Origin of the sequence: Clostridium sp., assembly GCF_016650035.1 — a bacterium.
Classification (GTDB): Bacteria; Bacillota; Clostridia; order Clostridiales; family Clostridiaceae; genus Clostridium_AD.
Map to the genome: position 1 here is coordinate 1 of NZ_JAENWM010000097.1, position 13444 is coordinate 13444.

At 32.7% G+C, this 13444-nt stretch carries 13 protein-coding genes and 1 pseudogene; 3 read left to right on the forward strand and 11 right to left on the reverse strand.

Going from position 1 to position 13444, the window contains the following annotated elements; translation table 11 throughout:
* Positions 1 to 357 precede the first annotated feature (357 nt).
* The 6 genes and pseudogenes from JJD95_RS17190 to JJD95_RS17220 all read right to left on the reverse strand — a co-directional run bounded on the left by JJD95_RS17190 (position 358) and on the right by JJD95_RS17220 (position 3930).
* Positions 358 to 609 carry a nuclease domain-containing protein gene (locus JJD95_RS17190; RefSeq protein WP_291644281.1) on the reverse strand — a complete coding sequence of 84 codons (252 nt, stop codon included), beginning with the start codon at positions 607 to 609 and terminating at the stop codon, positions 358 to 360.
* A 970-nt stretch (positions 610 to 1579) separates the two neighbouring features.
* Positions 1580 to 2347 (reverse strand): EFR1 family ferrodoxin, encoded by a 768-nt coding sequence (locus JJD95_RS17200; RefSeq protein ID WP_291644258.1) that lies wholly within the window; start codon positions 2345 to 2347, stop codon positions 1580 to 1582.
* A 79-nt stretch (positions 2348 to 2426) separates the two neighbouring features.
* Positions 2427 to 2624 carry a group II intron maturase-specific domain-containing protein gene (locus JJD95_RS17205; protein WP_291644260.1) on the reverse strand — a complete coding sequence of 66 codons (198 nt, stop codon included), beginning with the start codon at positions 2622 to 2624 and terminating at the stop codon, positions 2427 to 2429.
* Entirely contained in the window at positions 2608 to 3051 is a 444-nt protein-coding gene (locus JJD95_RS17210) for an alpha/beta hydrolase fold domain-containing protein (RefSeq protein ID WP_291644262.1), read from the reverse strand. Before JJD95_RS17210 ends, JJD95_RS17205 begins: the two co-directional genes overlap by 17 nt.
* Before the next feature lie 25 nt (positions 3052 to 3076).
* Positions 3077 to 3787: pseudogene (locus JJD95_RS17215) on the reverse strand (SDR family NAD(P)-dependent oxidoreductase); the annotation flags it as partial.
* 14 nt (positions 3788 to 3801) lie between these two features.
* Entirely contained in the window at positions 3802 to 3930 is a 129-nt protein-coding gene (locus JJD95_RS17220; RefSeq protein WP_291644264.1) for an SDR family NAD(P)-dependent oxidoreductase, read from the reverse strand.
* Positions 3931 to 4124: 194 nt separating this feature from the next.
* On the opposite strand from JJD95_RS17220, the gene JJD95_RS17225 reads away from it, so the two are divergent.
* Complete coding sequence (locus JJD95_RS17225) at positions 4125 to 4676, forward strand: TetR/AcrR family transcriptional regulator (protein ID WP_291644266.1); 552 nt, start codon at positions 4125 to 4127, stop codon at positions 4674 to 4676.
* A gap of 869 nt (positions 4677 to 5545) precedes the next feature.
* Here JJD95_RS17225 and JJD95_RS17230 read toward each other — a convergent pair.
* The 3 genes from JJD95_RS17230 to JJD95_RS17240 all read right to left on the reverse strand — a co-directional run bounded on the left by JJD95_RS17230 (position 5546) and on the right by JJD95_RS17240 (position 8280).
* Complete coding sequence (locus tag JJD95_RS17230; protein WP_291644268.1) at positions 5546 to 6064, reverse strand: YdeI/OmpD-associated family protein; 519 nt, start codon at positions 6062 to 6064, stop codon at positions 5546 to 5548.
* A 49-nt stretch (positions 6065 to 6113) separates the two neighbouring features.
* Positions 6114 to 7055, reverse strand: coding sequence for a 3-hydroxyacyl-CoA dehydrogenase family protein (locus JJD95_RS17235; protein WP_291644270.1), 942 nt, complete (start codon positions 7053 to 7055; stop codon positions 6114 to 6116).
* A gap of 469 nt (positions 7056 to 7524) precedes the next feature.
* Positions 7525 to 8280 carry a sulfite exporter TauE/SafE family protein gene (locus JJD95_RS17240; RefSeq protein WP_291644271.1) on the reverse strand — a complete coding sequence of 252 codons (756 nt, stop codon included), beginning with the start codon at positions 8278 to 8280 and terminating at the stop codon, positions 7525 to 7527.
* 253 nt (positions 8281 to 8533) lie between these two features.
* On the opposite strand from JJD95_RS17240, the gene JJD95_RS17245 reads away from it, so the two are divergent.
* Entirely contained in the window at positions 8534 to 8950 is a 417-nt protein-coding gene (locus JJD95_RS17245; protein ID WP_291644273.1) for a GtrA family protein, read from the forward strand.
* A 75-nt stretch (positions 8951 to 9025) separates the two neighbouring features.
* Here JJD95_RS17245 and JJD95_RS17250 read toward each other — a convergent pair whose 3' ends face one another.
* Positions 9026 to 9976, reverse strand: coding sequence for a glycosyltransferase family 2 protein (locus JJD95_RS17250; RefSeq protein WP_291644275.1), 951 nt, complete (start codon positions 9974 to 9976; stop codon positions 9026 to 9028).
* A 2-nt stretch (positions 9977 to 9978) separates the two neighbouring features.
* On the reverse strand, positions 9979 to 12627 hold the full coding sequence (locus JJD95_RS17255) for a YfhO family protein (protein WP_291644277.1): 2649 nt from the start codon (positions 12625 to 12627) through the stop codon (positions 9979 to 9981).
* Positions 12628 to 13096: 469 nt separating this feature from the next.
* Between JJD95_RS17255 and JJD95_RS17260 the strand changes: the two genes are divergently transcribed.
* Positions 13097 to 13444 (forward strand): VOC family protein (locus tag JJD95_RS17260; RefSeq protein ID WP_291644279.1); only part of this gene is annotated, 348 nt, incomplete at its 3' end.

Genomic DNA, 13444 nt, shown 5'->3' on the forward strand with positions numbered 1-13444 from the left:
ATAAATTAAATAACTCATCCCCACATATTTAAGCTTTCTTTACAATGTATGATAACCACATTTTTTTTATAACATTTATAGAAGCCCATTGGTCGTTTCTTTTACCTATAATTTTATCCCCCTTTCTAATCTCCTCTTTCTGTTTATTTTGTCTTTTCCTATTGTTTTCTTCAGATGATTTAGTTGCAATTAATCTGGTTTTAAATTTATTTTAAAGAAAGTAAAATCTTCCATATCAGGATATATTTCCTTTATACCTCTTCTAATTACTTCAAGATACTTATCACAAGGTTTATGGAATGTCCTTGTGCTTGCCCTTTAACTTCAATATCTAAAAATGAAACTCCAGATAGAATGTTACATAGATAATATATTATCTGGCTTTTGCGTTATTGTTTTGCTTCCTTCATTTTTTGAATTTGTGTTTCTAGATTTATTGGAGTTATAACTGACCTTAAAGGTTTCACTTGTTTTTGAATTTTCATATACTAGTGTGGAGATTATTCCTTTTTTAAGTGAAACAAATATTCCCGCTCTGTTAATAGTTATAAAATCTGAGCTTACTCGCTTATACTTCTTTCTAAGTAAGGAGTTATCTTTATAAAGCACCAATACTCATATAGTAAACTAAGTTCCTTCATTGATAAAGAAAATATATTACTATTAATGCTAAGTCCCTTTTGTAGCATCAAATAGTATTTGTAAATTTTTTCACACTATCCTTTTATATTTTCTTTATATATCAAGGGTTACAGAGTTTTTTAGATAAAAAAACATTGACCCTCTATTTCATGCTATAATTGAAGCTCTAACCACAAAATACTTTTGACTATAAACCCGACAATATTCTTTCAGATGATGATGCTGTATCATCTGAATTTCGTTGATATTGTTTGCTCACATAATTCATCTATTCCTATAAAAATCGGATAAAAAGGTAAAACTTTTCTAATATCGCCCACATTTTAACATTAATATACATAATTTTCAATCATTTTTTTCTAACATTTTTCGATAAAAAAAGCCCATCCGAGAATTCATAATCTCATCTGGTCCACTTCTATCTCCTTTCCATTCAAAAATCCAAACAAATATAAATTTTATTATTTTTGTAAAATAAAAAAAACCGTACAAAAATTAGCACAGTTCCCTTCAACTTCTTTTCCTGCTCTTTTTCAATTTTCTTTATACTCTTTTTAGGAGTTTGTAAATCTCCAGGCATAGTTCCACCCAATTCTTCAATAGTTTGTCTAACCTTTTTCCCTACCTGGAAATGAATTTTATTAGTTTTATCTTTTCCTTTAATCCTTTCGCGCTTTAACTTCCATAAGTTTGAGTTGCTCTAAAAAGATTAGCCGCAAGTTCTGTTGCTAATCCTTTTTCTTCATTGTTTATTACGTATTTGACTGGAGCGATTATAGCTCTTATCGCAACTAAATTTTATAAACCTGACAAAGGATTTTTTGAATCATTTGGAAATTTAAATTGGACGAGCATAGTATTTGGTTTTACTATTGTTGGTTTTAAATTGGATATATAATGGCATATAGGGCAGGGTTGGAAATTCAATGAATTCCCCTTATAATAGCTCCTGAACATTTATATAAGGATTCTTATATCTATTCTTTTTTAATGTGCCCTTCCCTATATTTATTGCCTCTTTAGGACAAATGTTAATACATGCCATACAGTCTGTACATTTTCCTAACCACTTTGGTTTACCTTCAACCATTTGAATATCATCTACTGGGCATATTTTCTTACACATTTCACATCCAATGCACTGTTCATTTACATTAAAAGCCTTATCCTTATTTTTATAAGTATTTTTCCATGTATTATGGAAAATTCTAGCTACAGTTCCTCTATTACTACTCACCTTCTTAACTTCTCTATTCTTAATGCTTTCTATAAATTTATTTAATAAATCTTCATTTTCATTGATAGCCTTAAGAGCTCTCTCCTCCGTTGGGGTTCTCCCAACTCTTGTGTAATTTGAAATATATTTTATGCATTCGTAATTGGATATTTCACCCTTACCTTTTAATAACTGGTTGATATGTGGAAAGCTATCCTTAGCACCACCGCCACCACTAACCCCCACTGCAGCTATATAGGCATCCTTACTTATATTTAACTTGGATATAAATTTTTCTGCAGCTATTGGTAATGAGAAACAATGAATAGGATATACCAGAATTATAACTTCTGCTTCTCCATTAAACGCTCCTATTTTTAGAGCCTTAGACATAGATATAATGTCTCCACCTAAAAGACCATCTTTTATTTTTTTAGCTACATATAACGAATTTCCTGTTGATGTAAAATAAAATATTTTTGTATTCATAAATATCTCCCCTACCTATTCTACCTATTCTATATATTGTAATTATTATACACCACAACTTCTTTCACATACAGTTTTATCAGTTTATTGACTTCATACTAGTGAATCGTAATGTCAAATACCAATCTATTTTCTTTAACTGTTGCTTAGCACTGTAATTCAAAGCATAATAATTCTTAAATCCAGTTATTTTTCTATTTATTATTTTAACCATATCTTTTATATCATTTCCTAAGGTTACTCTATTAGAAAATACCTTCTTAATCTTTTCTCTCATGCTTTTCATTGCTATGTTGAGGTAATTCGTTATCTTTAAGATATAAACTCATACCTAGAGAGTGTCCTCCACCAGATGAATCTCCCATAATAACAATGTCTTCAGCTGGTGTTATTTCTAAAATTTTCTCATATAATGCTAAAAGCTTTTCGTCTGAATCTTGGTAAGTGTATTCGGGAGATAGTGGATATTTAGGCATAATAATAGACGCGTCGAGTCCTGTAGATATTTTGTCCATCATTTCAAAGGCATAACCACGACCATCAGATTTTTGTTTTTCTATATCTTCTTTTACTGTCTGAAAACAAGCAATTGCACCAGTTGCTTGTTGGATCTTTATTGCATCTTCAAAAAAACGACTTTGTGGACTTCTTCCTTCTATAATTATTGCATTTGATTTCTCCTTGAATTCTTTCTTTTTAAGCACTTTATTTATTGAATATTATACAATATTATTTAAGGTTAAATGCCACAGCGCTTTGAGCTAGCTTTCCTGTTGGGTCAGCTTTAGTTTTGTATTTCGTAAATTCTTCACCCCATTCAGAAGTTCTCATCCGAATTGGTGGTTCTTTCATCTCTATACAAGATAGTATAACACCGGCAACGTCTTCAGATGTTTGATAGATGCCTGAGTCCGCTCGACCTTGTGCTGATGCAATATAAGCTTCTAATAATGATTTATAAGCATCGTCCTTCATTCCGCCGCCTGCTTGGAATTGCTCTAAGACGTTAGTAGCAAATTCAGACCGAATACCACCTGGTTCAATTGCCGTAAAATTAATATTAAAAGCCGGTTGTATATAACTAGCCATTGACTCTGTATAACCTTCAACACCAAACTTAGCAGCACAGTACAACTCATTAAATGGTTGACCAATTAAACCACCAACGGAAGTGATGTTTATAACATGTCCACCATTATTCTGGCGCATTGATGGCAGCACAGATTTAGTACAATGAATAGTTCCCATTAAGTTTACGTCAAATTGCCACATCATTTCTTCTTCGCTGGCATGTTCTGTTGTTCGGATGAATCCAGCTCCTGCATTGTTAATTAATATATCAATTTGACCTTCTTCTTCTAATATTTCACTAACACATTGATTAATAGTATCTGATTTAGTAACATCAAGCGCTTTAATATTTATGTCTAAGTTTTTATCTTTCGCAGCCTCAACTAATTTTTTTTTTTGTTAAGATCTCTCATTGTTGCGTAAACTTTATAACCTTTTGATGCAAGTAATAGTGATGTTTCTAAACCTAATCCTGATGATGTTCCTGTAATCATAACGACTTTATTTTTCATAATAGCTCTCCTTTAAATTTAATATATTAGAGTAAACACTCCATAAAAAGAGTATACACTCTATAAAAAATTCTGTCAACAACTAATATGGCAAAGTAATTCTTAAAAAAATTTATATAATAATGTAAAAATGCAATTGACAAAGAATAAATGATATTATAAAATAGAGTAAATACTCTTGTAGGAGGTGTGATATGAGCAAAAAAGATACTATAATTAAAACATCTTTGGAAATATTTGTAGAATATGGATTTCATGGTGCGCCTGTGACTAAAATTATTCAGGCAGCAGAGGTGTCTAATGGAACTTTTTTCTATTATTTTAAAACGAAAGAAGAATTAATAACTGAACTTTATATTGAAACAAAAAAAGAACTATATGATACTATTCATGAAGATATTCAAGTTGATGCATCAGTTAAGAAAAATATAAAAGCTCTCTGGAAGAGTTGGATTATTTGGGGAACGAACAATAAACTAAAGTTTAATTTTTTAGAACTATTTTCAAACTCTCCATTTGTATCTACAGTGGATAAAGAAGAAATCCAAAAAATTTATAGTTTTACAGGTGAATTGTTAAAGAAGGGTATAGACGACGATATATTAGTTAATATTGACGTTAATTTATTGAGTGAATTAATTTATGGTAGTATTAGAGGAACAATACTATATCAACAAAAATTCGATGTGCTGTCTAATGAAAAATTAGAAGAAATATTTGGATTGGTTTGGAAGAGCATTGTATAGTATGTATGTTTAACGGACAGAGCTGAAGCATGAAAATAGTAACACATCTTGTCTGTTTCACTTCCAATCTGTGTAAGGGCTCAGACCCTTGTCAAAAGCTGGAACAGTTTTTGTTGCTAAGTGTATTCCTTAAAGTAAAGACACATATAAATGTCATCTATACATTCTTTTCCTTCTATAATAGTAGTAAGTAATTTTGACTCTCCATATCCAGTAGCGGCCTTATTTCCTTTTATCGAAAATTAAACTTCTTCCGTTTCTATGAATAATAGCTCAGAATTATTGCCAGAAGGTTGTGAATCCATCTCTTAAGAACCTCCTGATCATATACATGATTTTTTCACCGCTTAATATATATTCGTTGCTTACGTAAAGACTTTCCATAATTCTTACCTGCGCATCTTCTATGTATCCATCATTTTTGTATTTGGTGTTATTTAAATTATTAAATAGCTCAACTAATATATCTAAAACCTCTCCACCGCTACCACATAAAGCACAAGATATCAGGTTACATAATTTACTAAACCCACATCAGATATTTTACTTTAGCCTAGCTTCCATACAGTTAGCATTGTTTTTTCTTTTTAGTTTACAATCATTCCCAAGGGTCAGGCACCTTACAGAGTTTGGAAGCGAAGCAAACAAGCTCTGTTGCTACTCACAAGAAACCCTGGGTGGATTTTTTTTCCAACTAGGATTTCTTAGACTTAGATCAAATTCTAAACTTAGTATTAGATTTTAATATATTTTTTTATTCAATATAACGTGTTGACTTATCTCATTCAAAATAACATAACGGTCCTAATTCATCCCATAAAAAAACAAGACATTACTTTTCAACAATGCCTGTTCTTATAGAAATTATACTAATCTAATAGTACACCGGATTTTGATACATCAGTTACTGTGCAACGAGATGTGTCAAAACAGCATGGTCTTTTATTCCCTTTTTGTAATTTAGAGCATGCTACTTCAATTCTTCTATTACGAGTTTCTGGATTAATAGTTGAACGAATCCATCTAATCCATTCCCACTTTGCTTTTGTGGTTACAGAATTCCATTGGTTTGAAACATCTGATTTAATAATTGCATCCATAATGTCACTAGGTATCGCTGGTTCAATCCATTCATCGCTCGCTTCTATTTCTAAAAATACAGTTTCATTAACAGATACTTCAGCTTCTTTACTTAATAAGGTACTTACTTCTATCCAATGACTACCTTCACCATCTGGTTCCAATGGTTCTTTAAAAGGTATATTATTAATTGTTCCTTGAACCATAACCATACCCCTTGAAGGCAGTTTTTCACTTGATTCTAAAGGTATTCTTATCACTTGTAGTGGGCCAATTTTTAAGAGTTTCGTTTCGAAAATAATTGACATTTTTAATCACTATTCCTTTATAATTTTATCTGCTTCCTAATTTTTTATTTCACGTCTTTTGAAAGTCTCTTTGTAAAAAATATGAAAGCACTTCTTCACGTTCCTTTTGCTTAATTTCTAACTCTTCTGGTGACCAATTATAAAATCCTTTTCCACTTTTACTCCCTAAGTCACCTGCATCAACTTTACTTTGCAATAACTTAGAAGGTAATCCATCATTACATAAATCCTTAAATAGATATGAAGATATATTGTTAAAAATGTCCAATCCTCCCAAATCAGCACTGCACAATGGTCCTGTAACAGGTAGTCTTCTTCCATGTCCGTACTCAATCGCTTTATCAACTTCTTCAGGTTTTGCCCATCCCTGTTCAACTATATATAATGCCTCGCGAAGTAGTGCAAGTTGAAGACGATTGCCTATAAAACCTAAACATTCCTTTTCCATTCTTACAGCTTTCTTGCCAATAAATTCGACCCATTTCGTAGTTATTTCCATTGTATTTTGTGATGTTTTAGCACCTGGAACAACTTCTACTAAAGGAATTAAATATGGTGGATTCCAAAAATGTGCAATCACTACTCTCTCTGGATATTTGACATCATTGGCTATGTCTGTTGGACTAAGTCCTGAAGTATTTGAGGCTAGAATTATACTTTCTGAACAAATTTCACCTAACTGTTTAAATATATTTTGCTTAAGTTCCAAGTTTTCAGCTAATGCTTCTATTATAAAATCAGCATCTTGAGCTGCTTTTTCAATAGTTTTAACTCCTTTTATCTTATTTAAAATCTCTACACATTTACTTTCATCTATTTCTCCTTCTACTTTTAAACGATTTAAGCTAGATTTTATACTGTTAAATCCTCTATCTAAGCTTGCATCAGATCTACCATACATAACAACGTTTAACCCCGCTTTTGCTGATAACATTGCTATTCCATACCCCATTGTTCCTGTACCTAAAACTGCTATATTTTTTATGTCCATTGTTCATCATCCTTTCATATAATATCATTTTTACTCGTATGTAGGCCCTATACTTTTAGAAAGAAATTATTCGCCTATACTAATAGTAGTTTTATTTTCTTTAGCTAAATCTTTTTTTATAGATTCAATTATTTCAATTCCAGTACTTGCACCTATTCTTTCTGCTCTGGTTTCAATCATTTTTAGGAAAGTTTCTTTAGCAACACAGCTGGAACAGTTTTTGTTGCTACTTTTTATTAAAATATCTTGTATATGATGCACTTATTCTTCCCATTAACTTTCCTAAAGGTTCTATATCTGTTTTAATCATTAAATGAACATGATTAGTCATTCACTCCACCTCTTATAATCTTTTTTACTAATTATTAGCAGCAAGTGGAACTCTTAATCTCTTATCACTTACATTTGTAAATTTTTTCTACCCTGGGTTCCTAGTGAGGACATGCTGGACTCACTTGCTATTGCCAATTTATATCAATAGCTTTATTGCTGCTATAGCTGTCATTCCTATAATAACAAATCGAAAGTATTTTTCATTTAACCTTTTAATCACCAGCATACCCAGTACTGCACCTACTGCAATTGCAGGAATCATACCAATGCTAAGAATAATTGTTTTAACGAAAATATTATGCCAAACGAAAATTTGTAATGGCATTTTGGATAAATTGATAAGAAAGAAAAACCAAGCTGTTGTTCCCATAAAATCATTCTTCTTAAAATTCATAGTTAACAAATACACACTGAATATAGGTCCGGCAGCATTTCCAATCATGGATGTAAACCCAGTAGCAATACCTGCTAGAGCATAAAACCATTTATTTTTTGGAATTTTAAGACTTTCACCCTTTTTTTCAGTATAAATTAAAGTGAATAGACAAATTAAAACTGAAATAGATATAACCATCTTAAATTGTTTGTCATTTATGTAATTTCCCACTATAACACCAACTACCAACCCTATGATTGTCCATGGCAAAAGCTTTTTTATATCGTTCCATTTTGCATGTCTATTATAATAGTACAGTGCAAAAATATCCCCTATTAATAATAGTGGAAGAATGACTCCAGTAGATTCTTTTCCTCCAAATACGCTAGCAATGATTGGTATAACAGGCATCATAAAACCACTAATTCCCGTCTTTGAAAATCCAACTAAGAATGCTGAAATTATTACCCATGCCCATTGCCATGCTGATAAATCAAATGAATTAATAATTCCCACTATTTTACCCCTTTTAATTTAATCTACTTCAGTGCAAAGAAGTTTAAAGATGTTATCATTCCTGGTTTACTGTTTTTCCCAAGTCATAGTTATCCTACTGGGATGCCTGCAGCCCACTTGCTAATATTATCAATACATATTTAAAATCTTATTGGAAGTCCACAAATATGTGATATAATTAGAATTCTAGTAACCACTCGGTTATATACCTGTGTATCTTTCATTCAAATAATGTATAAGATGGAGTTTAATTATGGGACAAAGAGGATTTTTTGATATCAAGTTTTTGAAATTCGTATTAGTAGGAATAATAAATACAATATTTGGAACCGCAATAATGTTTTTGCTTTATAATTTAGCTAGCTTTGGCTATTGGGGTTCTTCTACCTCATCATATATATTAGCAAGTATACTAAGTTTTTTCCTTAATAAAAGTTTCACTTTTAGAAATAAAGAATCTACTGTAAAAACAGCCTTAAGATTTACTGTGAATATTGCTGTTTGTTATTTGCTAGCATTTAGTATTTCAAAACCAATTGTAACAAGTATACTTTCAAATACTTCTTTATCAAAGAGTATAGTTGAACAGTTTTCTATGCTTTTTGGGATGGTTCTATTTACTGCACTGAATTATGTAGGACAAAGGTTTTTTGCATTCAAAGAAAAATAATTTCAGGCTGCCTACTGAGTGGGCAGCTTTTTCTTAAGCGATTTTCAGAAAACTTAAATACCTATCGCTTCTACTTCACTTATTAAGCAGATCCTCACTACTCTTAGTTTCATCTGCAACAATATATCTTGGCCTGTATTTAACTTCTTCATATATTCTTGCAATATAGGTTCCTATAACTCCAAGACTTATCATTAAGCAACTTCCAATAATGAGGAGCAGCAGAATAACTGTTGTGAACCCACTCAATGCTATACCCATAAGCTTCATGTACAAAGTTTGCATTCCAAGCAGAAGTGCACCAGCAAGAAAAAACACTCCCATAAAAGTAACTATATAAAGTGGAAATGATGAAAAGGAAGTAATAGCCTTAACTGCAAGCGCGCATAGATTAAAAACAGACCACTTTGACGCTCCTTTTGTCCTGATTCCTACATTAAACGGGATACTTATCCGATTATACCCAACCCAGGCTGACATTCCCCTAAAGAATGTACTTCTCTCATTCATGCTGCGCCATGCCAATACAACTTTTTTATCCAATAGCTTGAAATCTGAAGACTGCTGCATATTAAACCCGGAAAGCTTGCTCAGTATTTTATAAAATAAATTAGCCCCTACTTTTTTAATAATGCTCTCATTTCCACGCAAGTCCTTAACACCCTCCACAACCTCATATCCCTCATCCTTCCACAACCTGATCATCTCAGGTATTAATGTGGGTGGGTGCTGCAGGTCAGCGTCCATGATTATACAACCATCTCCTTCTACAGCTTCTAGTCCTGCACAAAGTGCTGCCTCCTTGCCAAAGTTCCTACTAAGCCTCAATGCTTTTATACATGGAATTTCTTCGGAAATCATTTTAAGTCTGGACCATGTGCCGTCAGTTGAGCCATCATCAACCAGCAAAATCATAAATTCTATAGCAGTTTCTTCCAAACACTTCTTGATAACACTGATATTTTCATAGATTTGGTTTTCTTCGTTGTACACGGGAATAACAACTGTAATAAATGACCTTTCCATTGTTATTTAACCCCCCTTCTATAATTTTTAATACTAGAAAACATGATGCCTGACTTTTTTATAAAAAGAAATATTAGTATTATAACGGATACCAAGGTAATCATAATGCCGATGAAAAGTTTTTCCGGAAAAAACCACAGTTCAATCTTATGCGAGCCTTTTAATAATTCAAAGCTCAATAAGCAATCATCCACAGCCTGTGGTTCTACCTCCTGATTATCTACCTTTACATGCCAACCCTTATCAAAAGGTATAGACATCACCATCAGTCCGTCACTTGCTGTTTCCACCTGACCGCTGATGCTAGTATCCGTAAAGTTTTCAATAGTCATTGATTTTTCGCGGATAAGGGACATTGCTTCCTTAAATGCAGGTATATTCAAACTATAGGCATATACTTCAAATTTGCCGGATTCTCCACTTTCCTTATCAAAATTAATTTGCAGATCTGCAGAAGATTTAGACTCAAAAAATCCAAGATTAATTATAGTTGAGTGCTTTGCTCTAAATTCAATCTTTTTGCCATTAACTGTAACAAATCCACTGCCTTTCATATTAGAGGCCGCCTTATAGTATAGGTAGACTTGCTCCCCCTTATCCATTGTAAAATCTATATGTGCTGTAGAGATGTTATCTTTATCAACACGCTTAAAGTTGTAGTAATTTGTGCCATGACCGTTAAATTCAAGGTTACTTTTAGTTCCTTGCTTCTGGTCAATAGGGGTTAGAATATTCTTTACACCACAAATAGCTTCTATAAGAAGATTCTGAGTTTCAAGTGGATTTGATCCCGAGTTGCTGTCGAACTTCTTCAGTCCACTTGGGGATTGAAAGCCCAGTGGCAAAACATAAGGGTTTGTAAAAATCCTTAAATCATCCGTAGCTGAAGTCTGTTTGTACAATTTTTCCTCAATATCTAAGTTCCTATAAATCAGATATTTGATGCCGAGAAGAGAATCCAGTATTGCTGTGGAACCCTCGTAGCTGTAACTGTTAATACCGTTGCTGGAAAACCCGAGATTCTCAAGCATTTTTACGGGCTTCTCAGATATGGTGGAAGAAAAAATCGATAAGCCAGGATAATTATACAGAGCAGGATCATTGGTGGTTTTGGGTGGTAGGATTTCCAAACGATAAAAACTTTTATCCTTCCCAGAAATATTAGAAAGCTCATCACGAATTTTAGAAGATTCCTCTCCGCTTGCATAGCTGCTTCTATTTGAGTAGCCTTCAGTGGAATTAATTTTATCAATTGTCACAATGGTATTAGTGGTTATCTCGGCAGTCAATACGAGAAATACAATTAGAATTTTAAAGGACGGTCGTATATTATAAGAACGGTCAATGGTAAGAGCCGCTGCATATAAAATAATAAAAGCTGCACTGATATACACAGTAAGAAATCCAATTGATAAATTATCAAATTTTTGTGAGATAACAATAACACCCAGAACAGATAAGCAAATAGTGCCTATCTGTTTACCGCTAAATTCGGCCAGCTTATTAAAAGCTTCATAGCTGAGGGACAATACGAGAAAGATATAAACAAAGGAAAATCGATATGGAAGCTGGTTAGGATAATGAAAGCCATGCCAAATAAAATTCAACATATTAATATTAAAGCTTAGTGTTAAAACCAGAAGAAGTGAAATATTCCATAACTTCTCCTTTAGTGGAATGCTTTTGCATAAAAAATAAATTGGGATGAGTATTAGGACAACAATTCCACAATACATATTGGGTGCACCTTCACGGATAGATGGAGATACAGCTGTAAAATGTCTTGTTATATAATCAAATAAATCAAAATAGTTCGTTAGTGTCTTTGGGAATATATCACCTGCTGCCGAGGTAGATTTCAATTGAAAAAAGGTTGGCAGCAGTAATACCGCTGATAACCCACCGGACAGCAGTGAAAATCCTGCAAATTGAGCGGTCCTTTTTATTAGCAAGGATGGTTTCTTAAAATCATGATATTTAAAGAGACAAACCGGATAATAAAGCAAGGTAAAAAAACAAATAAAAAAAGCCATATAAAAATTAGATAAAAAAGCAAAGGCCAAAGTAATGCAGAAAAAGAAACCTTTACCTTTCCGTACTAAGTTTACAAGCCCAATCATAATGAGGGGCAGAAGATAAATCGCGCCCATCCACATAATATTCCAGGAAAAAGCAAGCACAAAACCAGAGAGTGCATAAAGTATGGAGAAACCTACAGTAACCAGCCCCTTTTCACCATGCACAATTTTTAAGTAAAAGGCAAAACAGGCCCCTGAAAGACTTACCTTTATAAGCGTAAGCACAAGTACTGCTTCAGTCAAATAGTCTGCTGGAAACAAAATAGTTATAAGATTTAAAGGGCTAGCCAGATAATACGAAAACAAAGGCAAGAAATTAACCCCAAGACCACCTGACCAAGAGTACAGCAGGCTTGAAGATGATTTGAGCTTGTCCTGTAATTCTGATATAAATGGAGCATATTGATGATATAAGTCAGATATTAATAAACTCCCATTACCAAAGGGGAAAATTCCAACAGTTATATAGGCAATTCCCAAAATAAGTGCAGGCAGAAGAAATGATAACAAGATTATATAATGCTTTTTAAAATATTTACCAAACTTTCTTATAATGTGAATGCTTTCTTTCAAGTTGATCCCACCTTTATTAAGCTATATAAATTATAAATAGTATATGTTAACAATTAATTTTTATGTATTTTCATATGAAATCAAAATAAATAAGAGAATGGCCATTAATAATAGAAAATAGAAATAAAGTAATTCTATTAAGTATATCACAATAAAAAACAAAATAATTTTTGAGCTCAAAATTATATTTATTATTAAAATTTCACTCAATTATTAAATTTTTTCTACCCTGGGTTCCTAGTGAGGACATGCTGGACTCACTTGCTATTATTCTTTCTTTTTCAGTTTACAATTAATCCCAACAGTCAAGTTCCTTGCAGAATTTGGAAGCGAACAGACAAAATCCGTTGAAGTGGTGCGAGGTTTTGAATTCAATGGTATAATTATATAAATCAATGAGGTATTAAAGCATTTCATCGCATTTGTAAAAAACTGATGTCATAATGCACCAATGAAAAGGAGATATACTATGCATATTAAACATGTTACCTTAATGGTCAACAACTTGGAAGAATCTATTGAATTTTATGAGACGATTACAGAACTAACTACTTACCGTCGCTTTAAAGCAGAACCTGGAGAAGTTGCATTTCTGACGAATGGCAGTGGAGAAACTGAGATTGAACTTGTCTGCATGCCACAAGGTCAGAAGTTTGAAGGCAAAGGTATGTTCATTTGCTTTGAGACGGATAAGCTGGATTCAATGCATAAGCTTGCCCAGGACAGAGGTCTTAACCCTTCTGCCATCCAGAACCCTGACATTCAAACTCGCTATTTCTATGTCTATGATCCGAATGGGGTATCTGTACAGTTACGG